Raw genomic sequence first — 21562 nt, 5'->3', positions numbered from 1 at the left:
ATCGACCTCAACCGCACCACCCCTGAAGAACTGGCCTCACTCTACATCCTGTCCCGTTCGCAGATTGCCTCCTTCTTCCGACACATCAACGAAAACGGCCCTCTGCTGAGCATCTATGAGCTACAGGCTATACCTGACTTCGACCTGATCACGATTTATAAACTCGTATACTTTGTGCGGGTTGATGATGCAGGCCTCAATGCCGACCAGCGGCCATTACTGCAGCGTATTGTCGGCGAAGACAACAATGCCTTGATTGTCCGCTACGAGCGGACCTTGCAGGAGCGCCGCGGCTATACCTCGGTCGACACCACCAGCCGCTCCAGAACCCGCTACCTTGGCTCTCCTGACAAAGTGCTGATGCGCTACCGCGTAAGCCATACCCGCGACTACAGTCTGGGCTTTACTGCTGAGAAAGATGCCGGGGAGCAATTGACATGGGATCCCGACACCCGACGATACGGTTTTGATTTCTACTCGGCACATCTGCAGCTCTACAACAAGGGCAAGTTCAAGTCGATTGCGCTTGGCGATTATCAACTACAGTTCGGGCAGGGACTGCTGCTTTCGTCAGGCTATACCGTGGGAAAAGGCAGTGAGACCATCACAACAGTCAGTCGTCCGAATGTAGGTATACGACCCTACAGTTCGGTGCTGGAGCATGCCTTTTACCGGGGAGCGGCTGCCACTTATACCTTAGGCAAAGTAGATGTAACGGGTTTTGTGTCGAGCAAGCGGGTCGATGCTAACCTGCAGGCACAACTCGACACACTCGATAATTTCGGGGATTTCTTTACAGGTATACAGACCTCCGGCTTTCACCGCACACCTACCGAACTGGCGAACAGAGGGCGGGTACGGGAGCAAATAATCGGGGGGAATGCTACTTACCAGAGCCGTAACCGCACTTTGCTGGCAGGCATCACAGCGATGGCTACTACCTACAGTTCCCCCATCCAGAAAGCGGGTCTGCCTTACCAGCGCTTCGAGTTTGGCGGCACGAGCAACTACAATATCGGCACAAACTACGCCTATACCTGGCAGAACGTCTACCTGTTCGGTGAAACGGCTATCTCTAAAAGTGGTGGCCTGGGCACTGTGAACGGTTTGACGGCCAACCTCTCCAACAAAGTGGAACTGGCCATGCTCTACCGCTACTATGCCCGCGACTTCCATACTTTTTACGGCAACGCATTCGGGGAGAGCACTCGTAACATCAACGAGCAGGGCTTTTACACAGGCATCAAAATCAAGCCCTTCCCGAAGTGGGAGCTGACAGCTTTTTATGATCGCTTCCGGTTCCAGTGGCTGCGTTATCGCGTTGATGCTCCATCACATGGCGACGAGTACATGCTCCGCCTCTATTTCCGGCCTAACAGACAGAGCTCCCTATACGCTCAGTTCCGAGCAGAAAGCAAAGGCCGCAATGTAGCCGACAACAGCACCAGTATAGACTATGTGGGACAGGCAAACCGCAAGAACTACCTGTTGTACTATGAATTCACGCCTACGCCCGTCGTAAACTTGCGCTCACGTGTACAGTTCAGCAGTTTCGAGCTGGAGTCACCGCAGACTACGGGCTATTTGATTGCGCAGGACATCAACTTCAATTTCAACAAAATACGATTGAGTAGTCGCTACGCCATTTTCGACACGGACAATTACGATACGCGGCAATACGCCTTTGAACGGGATGTGCTTTATGCTTTCTCTATACCTGCCTTCAGTGGCAGAGGCACCCGCCTGTATGCCTTACTGCAATTCAGGCCGATGCGCCGTATGGATGTGTGGGTTAAGTATGGCCTCACGCACTACCGCAACCAGCGCACGGTTGGTTCAGGACTAGAGACGATTGAAGGACCGCGCAGATCTGATATCAGGGTGCAGACAAGGTATAGGTTTTAACTTTCTTCCCCCTTTAACTGCACTTGTAATGGCTTGCAACTCTCCTTCGCGATGGCGCTTACCAAAGCCCCTTTTCTGTCAAGCTCCAGATGGCAACATTCCACAAAAAGCTCTTTCAGTTTTTCACGTCCACGCTGCACCCGCGACTTGGCTCCTGAGTAAGACATTCCCAGCCGTTCTGCAATCTCTTTCTGGCTGATGCCTTCTATCTCGCTCAGGCGTAAAGGCTCGGCATACTCGGCTGGCAGCATGTTGATGAGTGGCAAGATCAGACTTTCTGTGTCCTGTCGCTCCGGCTCCTGGCTTAGCTCCTCAAGCTTACCTTCGTCCTCTAGCGGCATGCTACGCCCCTGCTCACGGTAGTAATCGTACACGGCGTTGCGGGCAATCTGGTAAAGCCATGCGTTCATGTTGCGCACATCCTGCAGCTGCTCGCAATGTTTGTAGAGCTTCACGTAGAGCTGCTGCAGAATATCGTTGGCCTCGTCTTTGTCACGAACACGTTTTAGCACAAAGCTGCGCAGTTTGGCTTCGTACTCCAGGTATACAGGCGCTACCGCAGCGCAGGTGCCTATCGAAGAGACAACATGATCACCCGAACAGGCATGACAGCTTTTGTTTTCCATGATGCAAAGATTTTAATGGTGATAGCAAGTGGAGATATACATCAATTTACGAAGAAAAACATGGAAAAGGCAAATTCAAAACAACTTCTGAAAGTACATAAAACTAGCCGGACCACGGCAGGTATGGGCTATACCTGCCGTGGTCCGGCTTCGTAGTTTTAAGTTGTACTAAATGGCAGTAGTTTCAATGGTTGAGGTGGTGCGGGCATTTGCTCCTTCGCCGTATACAGTGGCTTCCCCGAAGGTATAGAAAGCTTCCCAGTCCACGCCCTGCGGGTCTGTGATCCACGATTTCTCAGACTTGGCGTAGCAGCAGGTGCACTTCCCTTCTTCCCGAATGGCCCCTTTAGCCTCCTTCAAGCGGCCGTATACCTCAGCCAACTCCTCTTCACTCTCGGCCTGTATGCCTAGGTGTTCTATACCTGCATTCTCGGGGTGCAGCGATATCGCGAAGTTAATGCGTGGGTCTTCCAGCATCCATTTGGCATAGTCTTCTTTCAGCACAGTAGGCTCCGTGCCAAATAATGCTGAATAAAAGGCAGTGGATTCCTGCAGGTTCTTAACGCGCACATTCACGTGAAATCTTTTCATGGCTTTGTCTATTTAAGGTGATTCTTTCTTGTTACACCTTGATGACGGTGGGAGGGCTAAAAAGACGCAGCCCCACAGAAAAAATTTTCTGTGGGGCCGCTACCAGTTAGTGTACAAGGGTGAAAACTGCAAAGAAACAGACCCAGGGAGTGAAGGCGGGCCTGCCTCTTTGCTTAGTATTACAGGTAGGATGAAAAATTAGTGCTGTTTTGCCAGAATTCGCGGCAGGTTTCACGCTGCTTCTCCAGAAACTCCTGGTCGCGCTTCAGACTTTTCCAGTCGCCGTAGCCGAGACGTTCGCATAGCTTGAAAAAGCTGTCGCCCTGGTTTTGGCGGCCTTTGATACGAACCAGTGAGCTTAGCAGGGGACGGCCTGCAGCATGCTCCGCTTCTGAAATTTCGTCGATTACTTCGTTAAGCTGTGACTTTTCGTAAGAGTTTTCAAGGTTCAGGCCCAGTTCGGCTTCTAATATCAGATTCTGGAATGACATCAGGTGAGCGCGACCGCGAGCTACTTGAATGAGTTTTTTTCGTACGCGTGTATTCATCTTTCTTTCTTAGATAATGAAGGACAGCGGACAACACCCTCTACTTTGTGCAGTGGGCTCCAACTGAATAGGTTTCATAAAATATCTATATACACTTATACTCCAAAATGACCTTTCGGGTTGTCCTGTGTTGCGAAAAAGTTGAGAATGAAGGACGAATTTTAACCCTCGCCATGAAACACAACTGAAATACAACTCGTTACAGTCCGAATTTTTATTGTAACCGGGGCTGTTTCTCAGAAAGATACTTCCAGTAGCGCTTGGGGATGTGGCGCAGGTGGAGTTTGGGATTCTTGCGCTCCGGTATGTTTACATGGTCAAAATATACCTGCCAGAGCATCTGATAGCGGGTTTCATCTTCATCAAACTGATCGGAGCTGAGCTTGCCCTGCTGTTTAGGAGTTAGAGCCGGGTTTTCCAACTGCACAAAGCTTGTGTGCCGCAGGTCGTAGTAAGCGCCATAGCGCCGGGTAGAATCATAAATGGCCCAGCGCTGGTCAGCGTAGCGCTTCTCGAAGTGGCGCACGATTAAGGGCAGCACATTGAAGTCAGGCGAGATGCTGGCGTAGTACAGACCATCGACTGTTTTTTGAAAGCGCACGAAGGCCTCCATGCGATGCTTCTCACGGTGTACCTGCTTATGGATCTGCTGCACCTGCAGAATAAAAGGAGCCGTATAGTTTCCTTCCACACTCTCGGGTGAGTCGAACACGAGTCGGACATAGTCAAAGATCAGCCGTTCAAATCCGTTCTGCTCCCATAGGTAGGTATAGTAGAGCGAGTCCAATGCCATTGCTGACAAGCGTTTCTTCAGGCCCTGCCATACCCGTCCGGCCCTCTCTTCGTCGGTCACCACTGCTATCGTTTCTCCAAACATAGAGGGTTGGGCCAATTGCTCGGGCTCAATGGCGGTAGGCCAGGCTTTGCGCTCGTATGTCTCAAACACTACCGTGAGCAGTCCCTCGAAAGAGCCATCGTAGGTATAGAAGTACATTGGCAAGACGCTTTCGCTACTGCTTGGCGTTAAAATTCACACGCCCCTTCTCGCGCTTGCTATCGTGTTGCAATCTGGAAGAAAGGCTCTGCAGGTGAGGTACCAGCATGTTGAGTTTGCAGCAGCAGGATACACGGGCAACTTTAGTAGAATTTCTCATCGTCTTATGAATGGTTTGAAATGATGTATGATCTGTTTTGTTACACAATTCTGTCTTATGATCTTCTCTCCCCTCTTCCATGTCACACTTTTTAATATTAGCCTACCTGCCGAAACAAGTCCAGCTGCTGCGTAAGCAGTGCACTTCGCACAGAGCCCTCGCCAAATAGGATGCGGCGGCGTAGCTGCTCTGAGTCAAAGTCCTGCCGCTGCAGGCTCTTGGTCTGGCAGGTGATAAAATACTTGGCCCGCTTCAGCACCACACCCATCTGGCGCAGGTGGTCAAAATGCAGCGGCGCAAACCGCCGGGCTGATATTATTTTCTTAGCCGACTTCACCCCAATGCCCGGCACGCGCAGGATCATTTCGTAGTCGGCAGTGTTGATCTCCACCGGAAAGAAATGGCGGTTGCGCAGCGCCCATCCCAGCTTTGGGTCTATGTCCAGGTCCAGATTCGGGTTCGCCTCGTCCAGTATCTCTTTCACATCGAAACCATAGAAGCGCATCAGCCAATCGGCCTGATAAATGCGGTTCTCCCGAATGATCGGTGGCTCTGTGATGATCGAAAGCCTGCTGTCTGTGCTCACCGGCACGTAGCCTGAGTAGTATACCCGCTTCAGGCTATACCCTTTGTAAAGCTGGTCTGATAGCTGCAGAATCTGGCGGTCGCTCTCGGCAGTGGCCCCCACGATCAGCTGCGTACTCTGCCCGGCCGGCGCAAACTTCGGCGTCGCCTTGAAAAGCTTGCTTTCCTCCTTCGCCTGCACCAGCTGGTTCTTGATCGAGTCCATCGGCAACAGGATCTCGGCATAGTTCTTCTCCGGCGCCAGACTTTGCAAACTCTGCTCTGAAGGCAACTCTATGTTCACGCTCAATCGGTCGGCATAAAGGCCAGCTTCTTTGATCAACTCATCACTCGCACCAGGTATGGTTTTGAGGTGGATATAACCGTTGAACTTCTCTTCCTGCCGCAGCTTTTTAGCCACCCGCACGAGTCGCTCCATGGTATAGTCAGCATCTTTGAAAATGCCCGAGCTCAGAAACAAGCCTTCAATATAGTTGCGACGATAGAAGTTGATGGTCAGATCCACCACCTCCTGCACCGTAAAAGCGGCCCGCTGCACATCGTTGCTTTTGCGTGTCACGCAGTAGGCGCAGTCGTAAATACAGAAATTGGTCAGCAAGATCTTCAGCAAGGAAACGCAACGACCATCTTCGGTATAGCTGTGGCAGATACCCATGCCTTCTGCGTTGCCCAAGCCTTTGTTTTCGTTCTTGCGCTTCCCACCGCTCGACGAACAGGAAACATCGTACTTTGCAGCATCTGCTAATATTTTTAGCTTACCTATTACTTTATCATTCATCCTAGCCTCTTCTATCTGCTTGACGGTTATAAAATTACAAAAACCTTAGCACAAACCCCAATTTTATTAGCAATAATATTTATCAACATCCTATCCACACCCAAAAAATACTAATGTGATTAGCAGGGGCTGTTTTCGGGATTTCAGTCTGAAATTTTCCACATAGAGCCGAAAAGACTATATTAGGAGGTTGTACCGTACAAACACTTACAACAAACAGTAAGCGCCCCTATACTTCCATGGCTTTTCCACGTTCGCCCTTTTTATGCTGTATGTTAGCCTGCATGCTGGGAGCATGGCTGCTGACCGGCGATGTGCGGGCGCAGGAAATACCGACCCGAAAGGATACCGTCGCGGCACCAGCCGATACTACAAAGCAGAAGTTCGACGAGCGCGTGATGAGCAACCTGCGGGAAATCTCACAACGCAAGACCATTATGGGAAAGCTGCTAAAAGCCATACTGGTTTTCGACCGTCGTGATGAGGAGGTGTTGGGACTGGATGCTGAGCTGATTCAGCGCGAGTACGAACGACACAATTATAAGGTAGTGCGCCACATCAACATCATGACGCTCGACGCACTGGGTTATTCCATACACGACACAACGCGGGTGCCGCGCAGCTTTCTGGAAAAGGCCGGCAACTCACTACACGTCAAAACCCGCCGGCACCTGGTGCGCAACAAACTCCTCTTCCAGCGGATGGAGCCCCTCGAGCCACTGGCACTGGTCGAGTCGGAGCGTCTTTTGCGCCAGACTGACTACCTGCTCGATGCCCGGATCATTGTGGACGAGCGCACGACCACCGATGACAGTGTGGATGTGCTGGTTATTACCAAAGATATTTTCAGCCTGGGCGGGTCTGGCTCCTACACTCCGTCCTCGGGCTCGGGCAGGGTTGCCCTGCGTGAACTCAACTTCCTGGGACTTGGCCACCAGATACGCGGATCTTATCGCTTCAACATGAATGCGCCCCGGTCCTGGGAGACTACGGCCGGGTATACGGTGGAGAACATCGGCAACACTTACATTACAGCCGACATCAATTACTTCGATCAGAATTTCTACAAAGAGCGCAGCGCCTACCTGCGTCGCGACTTCTTTGCCACCAATACCCGCTACGCCGGTGCCGTCGGGGCCAGCAAGATAGACGAGCAACTGCTGCTGCCGCCGGTGCCGGAGGACACGATACAGCGCTTCGCCGAGGTGGGCTACCACCGACAGGACTTATGGCTGGGCCGCTCGTTCAAGTTCAAGAGCTACAACCTGGGCTTTGAGCCACGCGGACGATTGATTACGGCGCTGCGGGTCATCAATACAAATTTTTATACCAAGCCTACCGAGAATTTTCAGGACAATGTGCTGGGCATCGCCAGTCTGGGCTACAGTGTGCGCCGCTACTACAAAGACCGCTACCTCTATGGCTTTGGCCGAACAGAGGATATTCCGGCCGGCACGCTGGCTTCCGTATCCTACGGCTACGAGCGAGGCGACTTGTTCAATCGGCGCTATTTCGGGCTGGACCTTTCGTTTGCCCGCTACAACAAAGAAGCCGGCTACCTCTACAGCCGCGCCGGCTATGGCTCCTTTATTAGAAACGGTAAATGGGAACAAGGCATGCTGGAGCTGGAGTCGCTGTACTTTACGCGACTGTACGAAAATGGCAACTGGAAGCTACGCCACTTTATACTCGGCCGCAGCACCATTGGCATCAACCGCAACCCCGAAGAGCTGCTCTCTATCAACAACGAAGAGGGACTGCGCGGCTTCCGATCGGGTTTATTGCGGGGCAATCGCCGCGTAGTGATCAACTACGAAGCCAATCTCTATACCCCCTTCAAACTGTTCGGCTTCCGACTTGCCACACTGGTTTTTGCGGATGTGGCCTGGCTCTCTTACGGCAATAAGAGCTCCCCTTTCAAAAGCACTCCTTTTCAGGGTTTCGGAGCAGGTATACGCTTCCGCAATGAGTACCTGTCATTCAGCACGATCCAGATCTTGGTGGGCTACTACCCGAAGATCCCGGCTAACGAGAACTTCAACAACCTGCGCATATACGAGTCGTCACGCTCCTATTACGACTTCGAAGACTTCCGCTTCACCCAGCCCGGTATAGCCGAGTTCAGGTAAATCTTTCTGTATCTTTTTGAGCTGATCGGGGTACAAAGGCAGAGTAATTCAACAAACCCTGAACATGGAAAAGCTAAGAGAAAAATCAGAATATGAAGGCAACCCGGTCGGGCTGTCAAAAACCACCGCCACGGCAATGGCCAACGAACTGGACCGCCATCTGTCGTCGTTCATTACCCTCTACAACCAATACCACAAGCACCACTGGATGGTGGAAGGCCCGCAGTTCCGCGACCTGCACCTGTTCTTTGAGGAGCACTATACTCAGATTCACGAGCAGTACGATGCCATAGCCGAGCGCCTTACCGTGATGGGCTACTGCCCTACCTGCCACCCGGCGAAACAGTTGGAGCTTTCCTATATCCAGCACGAGGAAGAAGGTGTTTTCCGTATCCGGGAGATGCTCAAGAAAGACATGGAAGATGAAAAGACGATTGCCATGGAGTTGCGCAAGTCTATCAAGAAAGCCTTTGAGCAGGAAGACTTCGCTACCAAGTCGCTATTGGAGGGCATCCTTCTCAAAACCGAAGACCGCTGCCACCACATTGAGCACTTCCTGGGCGAAGACGGCCTCTCCATTGGACTGATCGCGAAACCGGATGATATCATGGAGGAAGACGGTGAGCCAGCCAGAGGACAGAACGGAAAGGCCAAAACCACGAAGAAGTCCAAGGCTTAATCTATAGCCTGCCTATACCTTACAAAACAGGCAGTCCATGTGGGCTGCCTGTTTTATTACCTGGGACAGGTCTGAACAAATTCAGCTGTCTTCAGCTAACCATCTTTTGTATCCTTTTGCCTGCCTCTTCAGGTATAAGAGGAACAGCCGAAACCGGAGGGCTATACCTGAAATGGTTTCGCTATATTTGCAGCATTCTATACTTATCAAAGCAATACCATGGTAGATCTTGGCAATTACAATGAACTGGAGATAGCGCGTGAAGTGGACTTCGGCGTATACCTGACCTCTGAGGACGGCGACATTCTGTTGCCCCGCAAGTACATTCCGGAGGGAGCCAAGGTAGGCGACAAGGTGCGCGTGTTCGTGTACCGTGACTCTGAAGACCGTGTGATTGCCACCAACCTGACGCCCTACGCCACCGTGCGCGAGTTTGCCTGCCTGATGTGCAAAGACAGCACCGACTTTGGCGCCTTCCTGGACTGGGGTCTGGAGAAAGACCTGCTCGTGCCGCTGCACAACCAGAAAGAAAAGATGCGAACCGGCCGTAAGTACTGCGTGTATGTATACCTCGATGACACCTCTGACCGCATCGTGGGCACAACCAAGCTCGGCAAGTACCTGCACAACGACGAGGCCCCAAACGAGCTGACCGAGAACGAGGAAGTGGAGCTGCTGGTAGCCGGCTTCACTGAGATCGGCATCAAGGTGATCATCAACAACCGCTACATGGGCATGCTCTACAAGAACGAGGTGTTCAAAGAACTGCATATGGGCGACAAGCTGCGCGGTTATATCAAAACCATCCGCCCGGATAATAAAATAGACGTGACCCTCCGCAAGCCCGGCACCACCGGATTGAGCGAATCGAACGAAGCGGCGGATAAAGTACTGGAAGTACTGGTGGCGGCCAAAGGCTATTTACCTTTGTCTGACAAAAGCAGCCCGGACGAGGTATACCGCATGTTAGGCATGAGCAAGAAGGTGTTCAAAAAGGCCATTGGCGGCCTGTACAAAGAAGGTAAAATCGAGATCGACACAGACCACATCCGGTTGAAAGGCGAGGAGTAAGTTGCGCTGTAACTTACAGGATAACTACACGATTCGAGCTGAATTCACAACAAAAACGGCCCCAAAAGGATTATTTACAGGAAAGCACCGCATTTTTTAACCAATGTGGCGGGCATTCACGTAATTCAGCGAAACGCAAACCTACATGCACCGAACCCGAACCGCACTGATTGCCGGCGCCAGCGGCCTGGTAGGCAGTCACTTGCTGCTTATGCTGCTGCAAAGCGACCGCTACAGTCAGGTAATTTCCGTTGGCCGTCGCGAACTCGCCATCATCCACCCCAAGCTCGACCAGCAGATAGTCGACTTCGACAATCTCAAGAAAAGCGCATCTGAACTGGCTGCCGACGACGTGTTCTGCTGCCTGGGCACCACCATCAAAAAAGCCGGCACCAAAGACGCTTTCTACAAAGTAGACCATACCTATGTCACGCAGCTGGCCGAGATCACGCTGCGCCGTAACGCCACGCAGTTCCTGGTTGTGTCGGCCATGGGTGCCAATGCCAGCTCCCGCATTTTCTACAACCGTGTGAAAGGCGAAATGGAGCGGGATATTCAGGCTTTGGGCTTTACTTCGCTGCATATTTTCAGGCCGGCACTCCTGCTGGGAGAGCGTGAAGAGCACCGCACCGGCGAAGAGATCAGTGCCAGGATCATGAAGCCGCTCTCTATGCTGATGATCGGCCCCATGCGTAAATATCGCCCCATTAAAGCGGAGACGGTGGCCAGCGCCATGCTGCGTGCCGCTGCACAGGACCAGAAAGGCGACAAGGTATACCTGTCCGATGAAATAGAGCGATTGGGCCGCTAACCCTCCCTATACCTGCCCCGTAAGCTGCAAGGCAACTTATACCTATACCTATGCCTAACAGAAGCCTTCGCCGTGCATTCCCCAAAGCCTCACAGTATGACCCAAAGTGGGTGCGCAAGCACTCTATGGGCGAAAACGTGCTCTTTAACCTTGAGAGCCTAACCAAGTCCCTCCACCTGAAGCCCGGCATGCGGGTACTCGACCTGGGCTGCGGCAAAGCCATCAGTTCTATCTTTCTGGCCAGAGAGTTCGGAGTTACCGTTTGGGCCGTGGACGAAGCCGTGTCTGCCAGTGACAACTACGAGCGCATCTGTGCCGAGGGCTGTGAAGACAAGGTGTTTCCGCTTGAAATGGAAGCTCGTTCACTCCCCTTTCCTGAAGAATACTTCGATGCCGTAATCGTCGTGGATTCCTATACCTATTTTGGCACTGACGAGAAGTACCTGCCCTATATTGCCCGCTTTATCAAGCCAGAAGGCCATATAGCCATTGTGGACGTTTGCTTCACCAAGGAGATTGAAAGCCACGATCAGGTACCCGAATTTCTACAAGAAGATTATCAGAACTATTGGTACTTTATTCATACCATTGACTGGTAGGCGCAGGCTTTGGGAAAAGACCGGACTTGTGGAAATAGAAGCTGCCGCCGAGCTGACTGAGGCAGGCCTGGTACGGGAACAATACATAAAGGACTATCAAAACTCTGAGGAGGCAGATGCCTTTGCGAAAGCCCTGGAGCTTGACAAAGATAAGTTTATCACGTTTTTCAAGCTTATTGGCAGACGAACATCCAAAACAGCTTACCTGCAGTCTTACAAATGACAGCGGTAATTTTTTTATTCAAATTGCAATTATTAATTTTTTCAAACGCAAGAAGTTATATTTTTGCACCCGCCAGCTGGACATACCTGTCTGGCAAGCCAGATATAACTTTTTCAATAGAACAATGAAAACATTTCTTCGCGTAGGTTTCGCCATGGCTTTGGTGATGACGCTTGCTTTCGGTGCACAGGCACAGGAGTACAGTACAGGTATAGGCTTCAGAGGTGGTGTAGCTTCTGGTCTTACTATAAAGCATTTTATTAAAAGCGACGCCGCTATCGAAGGCATCCTAAGCACAGGTTTCCGCCACAGAGGCGCTGTGCTGACAGTACTTTATGAAAAACATGCACCTGCCTTCAATGCAAAAGGCCTGCAGTGGTACTATGGTCTGGGTGGCCACATTGGCTTCTATGAAGGACGTTATTACTATTACTATGACAAGCACAGACGCGACAGATACTATGATGACAACATCGTAGGTTTTGGTATTGATGGCGTATTAGGCCTGGAATACTACATCCGCGACATCCCGTTCACAATCGGTGCTGATATCAAGCCGTATATCAACATCCCGCATGGCCGTGGCTTCTGGGATTCTGCCCTGCACGTGCGTTACGTATTCTAAGAACTGAAAAGCCCTAACGTAAAGCGCCCGCTACTGCTCAGTAGCGGGCGCTTTTGTTCTTACACGGTTCTGAAACGATCAGCTGCTTATCACACTGGTCACTTCTGAGTAGCTATACCCTAGAAGGCGATGTGCATCAAAGCATCGCCCTGGTTCACCACAGGCATATTGTTGAGCCCTACCACATAACCGGCTGCCGGCGCGTTCAGGCGCACTTCCATTTCACCGTAAGGGTCGGTAATGGTACCTACTATCTGTCCTTTTTTTACATAGCCACCCTCCGCTACATTGCTCCGGAACAGGCCCGCATTTTTGGCGCGCACCCAAATGTCTTTCATACAGATGGTGGTCGGCTCTGAAGGTGAAGGAGCGGCATTGCCCATACCCAGGTGGTGCATCAGGCGCAGAGTGCCTTCTATCCCCATGGCTATACCTCTTTCATCGAAGCGAAGTGACTCACCGGTTTCATACACCAGAATGTGCTTGCCCAGTTTAGCAGCCTCCTTGCGGAGTGAGCCCTGCCGGTAAGAGGCGTTCAGTGTAAAAGGTGCAGCAAATGCCTCTGCCAGCTGCTGATTCTTCGGTTCGGCCAGCACACAACGAATCTGTGGGTAGTTGCCGCGACTTGACCCGCCTGTGTGGAAATCCACACCGTAGTCAATATAAGGCATGACCTCTTTCATAAACCGATGTGCGACACGACTGGCCAGCGAACCTTCTTTGTTGCCCGGGAAACTCCGGTTCACATCTTTACCATCAGGCACGTCACGCGAGAAGTTCAGGAAACCATAAATGTTCAGAATGGGCACCGCGATGATCGTGCCCTTAAGTGGGTACAGCATCTTTTTGGTGATCATGCGACGGATGATCTCCGTGCCGTTCACTTCGTCGCCGTGCATACCTGCCATCAGCAGGAGCACCGGCCCGTCGTGTACGGAGCGGAATACATAAACCGGAATATCGATGACGGTACCACTGGGAAGTTTGGAGATGACAAGTCGGGTCAATACTTTCTCTCCACGGTCTATACTTACACCGTTGATCTTAATCGTTTCGGGCATGCTATTCTTTCACTCTTTTGGAGACTTTCTTCTGAACCAGTCCCTCCACATACTCAATTATTTTAGCCGCAATGTCTTTATTTGTAGCCTTTTCTATACCCTGAAGCCCTGGCGAGGAGTTCACCTCCAGAATCAGCGGTCCGCGCTTAGACTGCAGCATGTCCACACCCGCTATACCTAAGCCCAGCGACTTGGCAGCGAGCAAAGCCGCGGCTTTCTCCTGGCGGGTCAGTTTGACCAGGGTAGCATTGCCGCCACGGTGCAGGTTAGAGCGGAACTCGCCCTCTTTGCCCTGTCGCTTCATGGCTCCTACCACTTCGCCGTTCACCACAAAAGCGCGGATGTCGGCACCTGCCGCCTCGGAAATGAACTCCTGCACGATAATACGGGCCTTTAGATTGTGAAATGCCTCAATTACCGACTCAGCCGCCTTTTTAGTCTCGGCCAGCACCACACCCAAGCCCTGCGTACCTTCCAGCAATTTGATCACCAAAGGGGCACCGCCTACTTCTTTCACCAGCATCGATGTTTCCTTGGAGTAGTTCGTGAAAGCTGTTTTCGGCATACCCAGTCCGGCGCGCGACAGGATTTGGCTGCTGCGCAATTTGTCACGAGAGCGCACGATGCTCTGAGAGTCTACGGCGCTCTTCACTTTCATCATCTCAAACTGACGCACCACGGCCGTGCCGTAAAAAGTAACGGAGGCACCGATTCGCGGAATGATGGCATCGATATCGGTTAAGCGTTCTCCCTTGTATAGGATGTGCGGGTCGCCCTGCTCAATCACAAGGTCGCAGCGCAGGTGGTCCAGCACCACCACTTCGTGGCCACGCTGCTGGGCAGCTTCCACCAGGCGGCGGGTAGAGTACAACTTAGAGTTGCGAGAGAGAATCGCTATCTTCATAAAAACTATTTATTCTTCTTTTGTTTGTTGTTGAATTTGAGTGAGACGTTTTTACGGGAAACGTCCACAATAAACCGGCCTTTGAGCAGTTTCCGACCAATCAGCACCGGGTACTTCATATCGCTTCGATCTGAAAGAGAGAACTCCGCCTCGATCAGTTCATCGAAAAACTTGATTTTGGTCTTGATGACGTAACGCTCCTGCACATCCCCAAACGAGTTACGGATATCGCGCAGGCTATAGTCAGAAAACCGCAGCTTTTTGTGATTGTACTGTGGGTGTGACGGGTCTAATAAGTCCAGACAGATCACTTTAGTTCCGTCAGCGCGGGTCTCCTCATGAATATCCGAGCAGTGGATCGCGGAGGTGTATGCACCCGTGTCGATCTTGGCCTCTATCTCGTCAATATCCAGTTCAGGAAAGGCTACCATCTCGCGCCGCCCGATGATCTTTTTCTCTGGTTTGAGCTTTTTTAGGTTCTCCTCTTTCATCAATGGCCAATTTAAGCATTCTGCTTTATGTACGATGCATCAGTATCGGTATTTTCAGGATTGATAATGCTGCGGTGCACGATTAACACAACCCTGCCCCTCTGAAGAAGGGACTGGCTATATACTCCAACATACATGTTATTTCAGGTATAGTCCTTAGCTGGAAGGAGGTATAGACTGCGTTCTTTTCGCATGCAGCAATTCCGCAACCTCCTGCAACAAATGCGAATGTCCGGCTTTGAGCACCACGAGCTCTCCTTTGTGCAAAGCTTTAATAAACACACTTACTCGTTTGGGCGAGATGATCTGATCAAACTCACCGAGGAACATCGTAACCGGCACCTGCTTGTGGTTGAGCAGCCGCACGATCTCACGGATGTCGAAGTTGAGTTCGCGGAAACCAATCCAGCTACGGTATACCCGCAGGCGTTTCTCAGTGCTATCCATCTGAAAGCGGGCGAAACGCACGAGGCTTTTGTGGATCATGTTATACCTGTTGAGCACATTCAGTAGCCTGAAGAAAGGCTCCGGCTTGAGCACGGTGCGTTTGAAGAGCTGCTGCAGCCAGCCTGGATAAGTGGCAATATTGTACCAGAAGCTTGTCTTAATGCCATCCGGTGCGATCAGGAAAAGTTCGTCGATGCGCTCCGGGAAGCGCTCCACTAGTGTAAGGGAAAATTTGCCCCCCATACTGAAGCCCATCAGCGAAAAGTGGTCAATCTTTTCCTTCACCAGAAACAGCCCGATCAGCTCCTCCAGAAAATCCTTGTCTAGCGGCATATTTTCCTTGTGCAGGGAACTCTGCCCATGAAAGAAAAGGTCGAAGGCATAGATGGTGTAGTCGCTGCCCAGCGCATGCCCCATGGGCTGGTAGTAGCTACTGCTCTGCCCATAGCCATGAAAGGCCAGCAAAGGCTGCGTGCCTTTTCCCAGCACCCTGTAGTGCAGCTTCGTACCGTTATGTATGATGTAAGGCATTCTGAATTAATGAATCTCCCTTAACTTATTCGGCATGCATACAAATAAGATACACAAAAGGGCTTGAAATTTTGAGATATTTGGTGAGTGTCCTTATTGCTCTTTATGAAAGGTATAACTAACGGCTCATTAGAGACGGGACACGCCACCTGACACAATGAACTTCATTACGTCGCTGCTGGGTAGGTCCAGGTATACGACGTTGCGCTTGGGTACCACAAAGAGCTCACCCGAGAAGTTATAAGAGTGTGGAAAGTACACGGCTACGCGGTCTTCAACATTCACTGAACTCAAAGCATCCTGCGTTACAAAGCCAAACTTCAGGTTATCAGACTCTTCTGACATCTTCACCATAACAGGCTTGTTGAATTTCTGATTATCGCCCACAAAGGCGTCGAACAGGTCCTTAATGCTGGAGTAGACGATGCCCACCAGCGGCACTTTATTAAACCAACGCCCCGTGATGACAATGAATGGCTTTACAAAGAAAGACGAGCTGATAAAACCGATCAGAGTAAGAAGTACAAACATCAGGAATATACCTAATCCGGGTATCCCTAAGTCGAACATGCTATTCAGCCAGTCGATAATGGCCACGATGATCCATACCGTAATGGTGAAAGGTGCTACAATAAGTAGGCCGTTCAAAAAATAGCGTAAAATGCGTCTCATGTCTGCTGGTGCTTAATAAAATAGGCCTTGCCGAAGCAAAGCCTAAATGTAGCTAAAAAGCCACTATTTTGTAGTATAGGGCTATACCTATACTGTTTCAAAGTCAAATTTTTTGATACTGTCGGCTACTTGCTGCATCAGCCACATGGGCGTGGAAGTAGCCCCGCATATACCTACGCTCTCTGCATTGGCAAACCACTCTTTCTCAAGCTCCTCCTCGTTCTCCACGAAGTAGCTGTTGGGGTTGTGCTGCTTGCATACGCTGTAGAGTGCCTTTCCATTAGAGCTTTTTTTGCCACTCACAAAGATGATCACATCATGCTCCACTGAGAACTTAGTCAGTTGAGGCTCGCGGTTCGACACCTGACGGCAGATGCTGTCGTTAGCGTTGAAAGCGGTGCTGTCCTGATTAGCCTGCTGGAGGCGCTCTTCTATCAGCGACTTGATATGGTAGAAGCCTTTGGTGCTTTTGGTTGTCTGGCTGAAGAGGGTAACGGGACGGGTAAAGTCGATCTTGTCGAGGTCTTCTTCTGTCGTCACAATAATAGCCTCATCGCCTGTCTGGCCCGCCAGTCCGATCACCTCAGCGTGCCCCACCTGGCCGTAAATCACAATCTGTCCACCTTTCGGCTTATCAGCATCAAAAGCGTGCTTCACACGGTTCTGCAGCTTTAGCACTACCGGGCAGGAAGCATCGATCAGTTCAATGTTGTTTTCTAAGGCTGTTTTGTAAGTCTCCGGCGGTTCGCCGTGGGCTCTGATCAGCACTTTGGTGTCGCGCAGTTCTTTGAGCTGCTCGCGGTCGATGATGCGAAGCCCTTTTTCATAAAGCCGCTTCACTTCCATGCTGTTGTGCACGATATCACCCAGACAATAGAGTTCTTCGCAGTTCTCCATTTCATCCTCCGCCATCTGAATGGCGAATTCCACACCAAAGCAATAACCGGAATTCTTGTCTATCGTTACATTCATCTCTTCTTTCCTCTATTCCTGCAAAGCATAATCACTGTTGAAGATACGGGAAGTTACCTTATTAAGCACAAACTCTACCTGCTCATCAATGGTCATGTGCGACGTGTCCAGTAAAAAGGCATCATCGGCGCGACGCAGCGGACTCTCGGCTCGGGTCGAGTCGATCAGGTCGCGCTTGAGCAGGTTTTCCTTTATCTCACCGAGGTTGATCAACTGTTTTTTAGCCAACAGTTCATCCTGACGGCGCTTGGCGCGGGTGTCCACGTCGGCTGTCATAAAGATCTTCACTTCTGCATCCGGGAACACAGCTGTACCAATATCACGACCGTCCATCACCACACCGCGTTTCTTTCCCATTTTCTGCTGCTGGGCCACCATGGCGCGACGTACTTCCTTTACGACACTTACCTCACTCACCTGATTGGAGATGTACATCTTGCGGATCTCATCCTCCACGTTCAGGCCGTTAAGGAATACTTCGTTTCTTTTGGCCTTTGGGTTATAGTGAAACGTGATATCTATTTTATCCAGCGCGTCCTTCACCTCCTTGGGGTTGGTGAGACTCACGTGGTGCTCCAGAAAATAAAGCGTAACCGCCCGGTACATAGCCCCGGTATCGATGTAAGCGTAGCCCAGTTCGGCAGCCACCAGTTTGGCCGTTGTACTTTTACCGCACGAGGAGTAGCCATCTATGGCGATTACAATTTTTTTCATGGTAAGCTATCAGAAATTAGTTCGAATCACAAGGGCAGGCCACATTGCCGCGCTTGCTCTTTTTCATGTAGGAGGCCGTCTTTTTCTGCTGTGGTGTTTTAGCTGTGCAACCCGCCAGAGTGCCGGAGGACAAAACACATGCAACGATCAGGTATGAAATTATCTTTCTCAAAACGACTTAATTTAACGCAAATATAAAGTAATTTACGGGTTCAATCCCCATCAGCGGGCATTTTATATCAACAAGACAGTCCTACCTATGCATAGCTCCTATACCGTCAGCGGACGCATCATCGACCTGCACCAGCAAGAGATTTATGAAGGAACGGTCCATGTGTCAAACGGCCGCATTTCTAAAATAGTTCGTGAGGCCACTGCCTCTTCCAGTTATATTTTGCCGGGCTTTGTGGACGCCCACGTGCACGTAGAAAGCTCCATGCTTGTACCTTCCGAATTTGCCCGACTGGCTGTGCCACACGGCACTGTGGCCACTGTGTCGGACCCGCACGAGATCGGGAATGTGCTCGGTATAAAAGGTGTGGAGTATATGGTGGAGAACGGGAAGAAAGTGCCGTTTAAGTTTTACTTCGGTGCTCCCTCCTGCGTACCTGCCACTCCTTTCGAAACAGCTGGCGCTGAGATAACGGCCGCCGACATCGAAACATTGTTTCAGCGCGACGAGATCAAGTACCTGGCCGAGATGATGAACTGGACCGGCGTGCTGCACCGCGACCCGGTGGTGATGGAGAAGATAGAACTGGCTAAAAAATATGGTAAGGCTGTGGATGGTCACGCCCCCGGTCTGCGCGGCGAACAGGCGGCGCTCTATGCATCGGCTGTCATCACCACCGACCACGAGTGCTTCACTGCTGAAGAAGCCCTCGACAAACTGGCCGTAGGCATGAAGATTCTGATCCGCGAAGGCAGTGCCGCCAAAAATTTCGAAGCGCTTATACCTTTGCTTGCCACCCATCCGGAGAGCATCATGTTCTGCTCCGACGACAAGCACCCTGACAACCTGGTGGAAGGCCATCTGAACCTGCTCGTAAAGCGTGCCCTTGCTAAAGGTCACAACCTGTTCCATGTGCTGCGTGCCGCCTGCCTCAACCCGGTCGAGCATTACAAACTCGAAGTAGGCCTGCTACGCGAACACGATCCTGCTGACTTTATCGTGGTGAACGATCTCGAGGACTTTGCTGTGGAAGCCACCTTCATCAATGGCGAAAAAGTAGCAGAGAACGGCAAATCGAACATTGCTTTTACACCAAGCGAAGAGATCAACAACTTCAATACAGAACCGAAGACGCCGGAGCAATTCCGATTGCCAGCCGACAGCGCCAGCAAGATCCGGGTGATCGAGGCATTTGATGGGCAGCTGATTACGCACCAGGTATGGGCCGAACCGAAAACAGAGAACGGCTACATCGAATCGGATGTGGCGCAGGATGTGCTGAAGATCACGGTGGTGAACCGATATGAAAATGCCGAGCCGGCCGTTGCTTTCATCAAGAATGTAGGCATACAGCGTGGTGCCATTGCCTCCTCCGTAGGCCACGACTCGCACAACATCATTGCCGTGGGTGTGGATGACAAAAGCATTGCCCGCGCCGTGAACCTGATCATCAGCGCCAAAGGCGGTGTAGCCGCCGTGGACGGCGACAACGAACAGCTACTGCCGCTGCCAGTGGCGGGTATCATGTCTGCGGCCGATGGTTATGAAGTGGCCAACGCCTACTCGGCCATCGACCGCATGAGCAAAGAGATGGGCAGCAAGCTGGCCTCTCCTTTCATGACGCTTTCGTTCATGGCATTGCTTGTTATACCTTCGCTCAAGCTCAGCGACAAAGGATTGTTTAACGGTGATGACTTTAAATTCGTACCTGTAGCGGAATAGTAGAAGGGCTATTGCGAATGGAGGAATTCATCATTTTTGTAGTCGGTGCGCTCGTGAGTGGGTTTGGCACCATTATCGGTTTCGGGGGAGGCGTGTTCATGGTGCCGATCCTGATCATCTTTTTCGGATACAACATCGAGATCGCCATCGGGGCCACTATGTCGGCACTTGTGCCGGCTTCCATCATTGCCTCCGTCTTCAACCTCCGCGACCGCAGCATCGACTACCTGGTAGGCTCGCTCATTCAGTTTCCGGCGGTAGTGGGCACGGTGCTGGGTGCTTTTATGGTAGCCTTTTTACCCGTAACAGAGCTCCAGGTGATTTTTGCGCTCTTTGTGGTAACGGTGGGAATCTTTATGGTCAAGCCCCAGCAAAAAGAAAAGCATATTCGCCACTCCGGCATGATGTATAGGATACGCCGCGTGCCGACCTCCTTTATCCGGAAGAACAGAGCCAAGCACCTGGCTTACCGGCTCAATGGCGGTGTTGTAGGGGTTTTTGGTTTTGCTTCAGGTATAATAGCCGGCCTCTTCGGTATAGGAGGCGGCTTCCTGCAAACTCCCATGATGATCAAACTGTTCCGGATACCACCTCAGATCGCCACTTCCACCTCACTATTCATTCTGGTTATCACAAGTTTCACCGGCTTTATCAGCCACTACCTGCTGGGCAACGTGATCTGGAGCCGCAGCCTGCCGCTCATGGCAGCCTTTGCCCTTGGGGCTATCGGCGGAAACATGCTCAAGAAGCGACAGGGCAAAATGCAGGATATCGAAAAGCTGATTGGCATCGGCCTGCTGCTGGCAGGTTTAGGTGTTATTCTGAACCTGCTGATCAAGTCCAATTTCGGTTTCTCGTTTTAGGTATAGCACAGAGCCCTGATCCGGCAGTCTGTACGTATTAAAACAGGCCTCCACTTGAAATCCCTATTGCTGCATTTCTTTCCTATACCCTCCTAATGCAGGAAGAGCCGATGCACAGCCTGTGAATAGGCAAGCGCATCGGCTCTTTTTTGTAACTATTGCTTTTTCTATGCCTCCTGTTTCGCGGAGCTAAAGTGCTTATCAATCAGATTCTTTACTTTATCTGCTGTAAGGGGCTTTGTCAGATATTCTGCCGAATACTTCTGAGCTGCATCCGTATCCTGTGGATGGGTAGAGGTAGTCAGTACGGCCAGTATAATATTCTTTCTGAACTCCGGGTTCAACCGCTCATACAGGTCCAGCATTTCAAATCCATCCATCACCGGCATGCTGATGTCCAGGAATATCAGTTCTGGCTGAAAATAATTCCCATCCGTCTGCTCGTAATTGTTGTTGCTTACATTGTACAGATAGTCGAATGCCTGCTTGCCGTTCACAAACGTGCGTATATTATCGGTCACCTGCATTCGCTCAAGCAAACGTTGGTTCAGAAAATTTGTGGTGTCGTCGTCGTCAATAAGAAGAACGCCTGATAATTTTTTCATAAATACACTATACCCAGCTTGTAATAATACGCAAGCTGTCTATTCCAAGCTGACGTTTCTGAGAAGATGAAATAATACGGTACC

24 protein-coding genes are annotated in these 21562 nt (G+C 51.0%); 10 read left to right on the top strand and 14 right to left on the bottom strand.

Going from position 1 to position 21562, the window contains the following annotated elements; all coding sequences use genetic code 11:
* Window positions 1-1905 (top strand): hypothetical protein (locus O71_RS24275; RefSeq protein WP_007656310.1); only part of this gene is annotated, 1905 nt, incomplete at its 5' end.
* Here O71_RS24275 and sigZ read toward each other — a convergent pair.
* The 6 genes from sigZ to O71_RS10360 form a co-directional block, all read right to left on the bottom strand.
* Complete coding sequence (sigZ, locus tag O71_RS10380) at window positions 1902-2531, bottom strand: RNA polymerase sigma factor SigZ (RefSeq protein ID WP_007656308.1); 630 nt, start codon at window positions 2529-2531, stop codon at window positions 1902-1904. The genes O71_RS24275 and sigZ overlap by 4 nt on opposite strands.
* 168 nt (window positions 2532-2699) lie before the next feature.
* Window positions 2700-3122, bottom strand: coding sequence for an ArsI/CadI family heavy metal resistance metalloenzyme (locus O71_RS10375; protein ID WP_007656306.1), 423 nt, complete (start codon window positions 3120-3122; stop codon window positions 2700-2702).
* A 179-nt stretch (window positions 3123-3301) separates the two neighbouring features.
* Window positions 3302-3613 carry a hypothetical protein gene (locus tag O71_RS10370; protein WP_007656304.1) on the bottom strand — a complete coding sequence of 104 codons (312 nt, stop codon included), beginning with the start codon at window positions 3611-3613 and terminating at the stop codon, window positions 3302-3304.
* A gap of 271 nt (window positions 3614-3884) precedes the next feature.
* Entirely contained in the window at window positions 3885-4664 is a 780-nt protein-coding gene (locus tag O71_RS10365; protein ID WP_007656301.1) for a TIGR03915 family putative DNA repair protein, read from the bottom strand.
* Window positions 4665-4680: 16 nt separating this feature from the next.
* Window positions 4681-4824 carry a hypothetical protein gene (locus O71_RS23855; RefSeq protein WP_155800786.1) on the bottom strand — a complete coding sequence of 48 codons (144 nt, stop codon included), beginning with the start codon at window positions 4822-4824 and terminating at the stop codon, window positions 4681-4683.
* 97 nt (window positions 4825-4921) lie between these two features.
* On the bottom strand, window positions 4922-6187 hold the full coding sequence (locus O71_RS10360; RefSeq protein ID WP_007656299.1) for a putative DNA modification/repair radical SAM protein: 1266 nt from the start codon (window positions 6185-6187) through the stop codon (window positions 4922-4924).
* A gap of 284 nt (window positions 6188-6471) precedes the next feature.
* Here O71_RS10360 and O71_RS10355 point away from each other — a divergent pair, with 284 nt between their 5' ends.
* The 7 genes from O71_RS10355 to O71_RS10330 all read left to right on the top strand — a co-directional run bounded on the left by O71_RS10355 (window position 6472) and on the right by O71_RS10330 (window position 12324).
* On the top strand, window positions 6472-8316 hold the full coding sequence (locus O71_RS10355; RefSeq protein WP_007656298.1) for a hypothetical protein: 1845 nt from the start codon (window positions 6472-6474) through the stop codon (window positions 8314-8316).
* Between the two features lie 64 nt (window positions 8317-8380).
* Window positions 8381-8995, top strand: coding sequence for a Dps family protein (locus O71_RS10350; RefSeq protein ID WP_007656296.1), 615 nt, complete (start codon window positions 8381-8383; stop codon window positions 8993-8995).
* Between the two features lie 219 nt (window positions 8996-9214).
* Window positions 9215-10066, top strand: coding sequence for a S1 RNA-binding domain-containing protein (locus tag O71_RS10345; protein ID WP_007656295.1), 852 nt, complete (start codon window positions 9215-9217; stop codon window positions 10064-10066).
* 145 nt (window positions 10067-10211) lie between these two features.
* Window positions 10212-10877: an oxidoreductase gene (locus O71_RS10340; protein ID WP_007656293.1), complete on the top strand. Its 666-nt coding sequence runs from the start codon at window positions 10212-10214 to the stop codon at window positions 10875-10877.
* Window positions 10878-10927: 50 nt separating this feature from the next.
* Entirely contained in the window at window positions 10928-11476 is a 549-nt protein-coding gene (locus tag O71_RS10335; protein ID WP_007656291.1) for a cyclopropane-fatty-acyl-phospholipid synthase family protein, read from the top strand.
* A gap of 28 nt (window positions 11477-11504) precedes the next feature.
* Window positions 11505-11699 (top strand): hypothetical protein, encoded by a 195-nt coding sequence (locus tag O71_RS21685; RefSeq protein WP_007656289.1) that lies wholly within the window; start codon window positions 11505-11507, stop codon window positions 11697-11699.
* A gap of 124 nt (window positions 11700-11823) precedes the next feature.
* Window positions 11824-12324, top strand: a complete 501-nt coding sequence (locus O71_RS10330; protein ID WP_007656286.1) for a hypothetical protein — start codon at window positions 11824-11826, stop codon at window positions 12322-12324.
* 119 nt (window positions 12325-12443) lie between these two features.
* On the opposite strand, the gene O71_RS10325 is transcribed toward O71_RS10330, so the two are convergent.
* From O71_RS10325 to cmk, 7 genes are all read right to left on the bottom strand, one after another.
* Complete coding sequence (locus O71_RS10325) at window positions 12444-13385, bottom strand: succinylglutamate desuccinylase/aspartoacylase family protein (RefSeq protein WP_007656284.1); 942 nt, start codon at window positions 13383-13385, stop codon at window positions 12444-12446.
* Between the two features lies 1 nt (window position 13386).
* Complete coding sequence (gene rimK, locus O71_RS10320; RefSeq protein WP_007656282.1) at window positions 13387-14289, bottom strand: 30S ribosomal protein S6--L-glutamate ligase; 903 nt, start codon at window positions 14287-14289, stop codon at window positions 13387-13389.
* Between the two features lie 5 nt (window positions 14290-14294).
* A complete protein-coding gene (locus O71_RS10315) occupies window positions 14295-14780 on the bottom strand; it encodes a RimK/LysX family protein (protein ID WP_040574139.1) in 486 nt (161 codons plus the stop codon).
* A 156-nt stretch (window positions 14781-14936) separates the two neighbouring features.
* Window positions 14937-15758 (bottom strand): alpha/beta fold hydrolase, encoded by an 822-nt coding sequence (locus O71_RS10310; protein ID WP_007656278.1) that lies wholly within the window; start codon window positions 15756-15758, stop codon window positions 14937-14939.
* A 129-nt stretch (window positions 15759-15887) separates the two neighbouring features.
* Window positions 15888-16430, bottom strand: a complete 543-nt coding sequence (locus tag O71_RS10305) for a DUF502 domain-containing protein (protein WP_007656277.1) — start codon at window positions 16428-16430, stop codon at window positions 15888-15890.
* An 87-nt stretch (window positions 16431-16517) separates the two neighbouring features.
* Window positions 16518-17402 carry a 4-hydroxy-3-methylbut-2-enyl diphosphate reductase gene (locus tag O71_RS10300; protein ID WP_007656275.1) on the bottom strand — a complete coding sequence of 295 codons (885 nt, stop codon included), beginning with the start codon at window positions 17400-17402 and terminating at the stop codon, window positions 16518-16520.
* Window positions 17403-17414: 12 nt separating this feature from the next.
* Window positions 17415-18116 (bottom strand): (d)CMP kinase, encoded by a 702-nt coding sequence (gene cmk, locus O71_RS10295; protein WP_007656273.1) that lies wholly within the window; start codon window positions 18114-18116, stop codon window positions 17415-17417.
* A 259-nt stretch (window positions 18117-18375) separates the two neighbouring features.
* On the opposite strand from cmk, the gene ade reads away from it, so the two are divergent.
* Together ade and O71_RS10285 are read left to right on the top strand one after the other, a co-directional pair.
* Window positions 18376-20010: an adenine deaminase gene (gene ade, locus O71_RS10290; protein ID WP_007656270.1), complete on the top strand. Its 1635-nt coding sequence runs from the start codon at window positions 18376-18378 to the stop codon at window positions 20008-20010.
* Window positions 20011-20027: 17 nt separating this feature from the next.
* Window positions 20028-20873: a sulfite exporter TauE/SafE family protein gene (locus O71_RS10285; protein WP_007656268.1), complete on the top strand. Its 846-nt coding sequence runs from the start codon at window positions 20028-20030 to the stop codon at window positions 20871-20873.
* Between the two features lie 167 nt (window positions 20874-21040).
* Here O71_RS10285 and O71_RS10280 read toward each other — a convergent pair whose 3' ends face one another.
* On the bottom strand, window positions 21041-21478 hold the full coding sequence (locus O71_RS10280) for a response regulator (RefSeq protein WP_040574137.1): 438 nt from the start codon (window positions 21476-21478) through the stop codon (window positions 21041-21043).
* Between the last annotated feature and the right edge of the window lie 84 nt (window positions 21479-21562).

It is taken from the genome of Pontibacter sp. BAB1700 (genome assembly GCF_000277005.1).
In the GTDB taxonomy this organism is placed as follows: Bacteria; Bacteroidota; Bacteroidia; order Cytophagales; family Hymenobacteraceae; genus Pontibacter; species Pontibacter lucknowensis.
The sequence above is the reverse complement of the archived record's forward strand: the minus strand, read 5'-3'. Positions and strand labels throughout refer to the sequence as shown.

Coding starts and splice junctions, on each gene's coding strand:
- O71_RS10310 (WP_007656278.1), bottom strand. CDS start 15,758: ATGCCTTACATCATACATAACGGTACGAAGCTGCACTACAGGGTGCTG.
- O71_RS10350 (WP_007656296.1), top strand. CDS start 8,381: ATGGAAAAGCTAAGAGAAAAATCAGAATATGAAGGCAACCCGGTCGGG.
- O71_RS10325 (WP_007656284.1), bottom strand. CDS start 13,385: ATGCCCGAAACGATTAAGATCAACGGTGTAAGTATAGACCGTGGAGAG.
- O71_RS10340 (WP_007656293.1), top strand. CDS start 10,212: ATGCACCGAACCCGAACCGCACTGATTGCCGGCGCCAGCGGCCTGGTA.
- O71_RS10345 (WP_007656295.1), top strand. CDS start 9,215: ATGGTAGATCTTGGCAATTACAATGAACTGGAGATAGCGCGTGAAGTG.
- O71_RS10360 (WP_007656299.1), bottom strand. CDS start 6,187: ATGAATGATAAAGTAATAGGTAAGCTAAAAATATTAGCAGATGCTGCA.
- O71_RS10355 (WP_007656298.1), top strand. CDS start 6,472: ATGCTGGGAGCATGGCTGCTGACCGGCGATGTGCGGGCGCAGGAAATA.
- O71_RS10375 (WP_007656306.1), bottom strand. CDS start 3,122: ATGAAAAGATTTCACGTGAATGTGCGCGTTAAGAACCTGCAGGAATCC.
- ade (WP_007656270.1), top strand. CDS start 18,376: ATGCATAGCTCCTATACCGTCAGCGGACGCATCATCGACCTGCACCAG.
- cmk (WP_007656273.1), bottom strand. CDS start 18,116: ATGAAAAAAATTGTAATCGCCATAGATGGCTACTCCTCGTGCGGTAAA.
- O71_RS10370 (WP_007656304.1), bottom strand. CDS start 3,613: ATGTCATTCCAGAATCTGATATTAGAAGCCGAACTGGGCCTGAACCTT.
- O71_RS10365 (WP_007656301.1), bottom strand. CDS start 4,664: ATGTACTTCTATACCTACGATGGCTCTTTCGAGGGACTGCTCACGGTA.
- O71_RS23855 (WP_155800786.1), bottom strand. CDS start 4,824: ATGAGAAATTCTACTAAAGTTGCCCGTGTATCCTGCTGCTGCAAACTC.
- O71_RS10300 (WP_007656275.1), bottom strand. CDS start 17,402: ATGAATGTAACGATAGACAAGAATTCCGGTTATTGCTTTGGTGTGGAA.
- O71_RS10285 (WP_007656268.1), top strand. CDS start 20,028: ATGGAGGAATTCATCATTTTTGTAGTCGGTGCGCTCGTGAGTGGGTTT.
- O71_RS10330 (WP_007656286.1), top strand. CDS start 11,824: ATGAAAACATTTCTTCGCGTAGGTTTCGCCATGGCTTTGGTGATGACG.
- O71_RS10305 (WP_007656277.1), bottom strand. CDS start 16,430: ATGAGACGCATTTTACGCTATTTTTTGAACGGCCTACTTATTGTAGCA.
- O71_RS10315 (WP_040574139.1), bottom strand. CDS start 14,780: ATGAAAGAGGAGAACCTAAAAAAGCTCAAACCAGAGAAAAAGATCATC.
- sigZ (WP_007656308.1), bottom strand. CDS start 2,531: ATGGAAAACAAAAGCTGTCATGCCTGTTCGGGTGATCATGTTGTCTCT.
- rimK (WP_007656282.1), bottom strand. CDS start 14,289: ATGAAGATAGCGATTCTCTCTCGCAACTCTAAGTTGTACTCTACCCGC.
- O71_RS10335 (WP_007656291.1), top strand. CDS start 10,928: ATGCCTAACAGAAGCCTTCGCCGTGCATTCCCCAAAGCCTCACAGTAT.
- O71_RS10280 (WP_040574137.1), bottom strand. CDS start 21,478: ATGAAAAAATTATCAGGCGTTCTTCTTATTGACGACGACGACACCACA.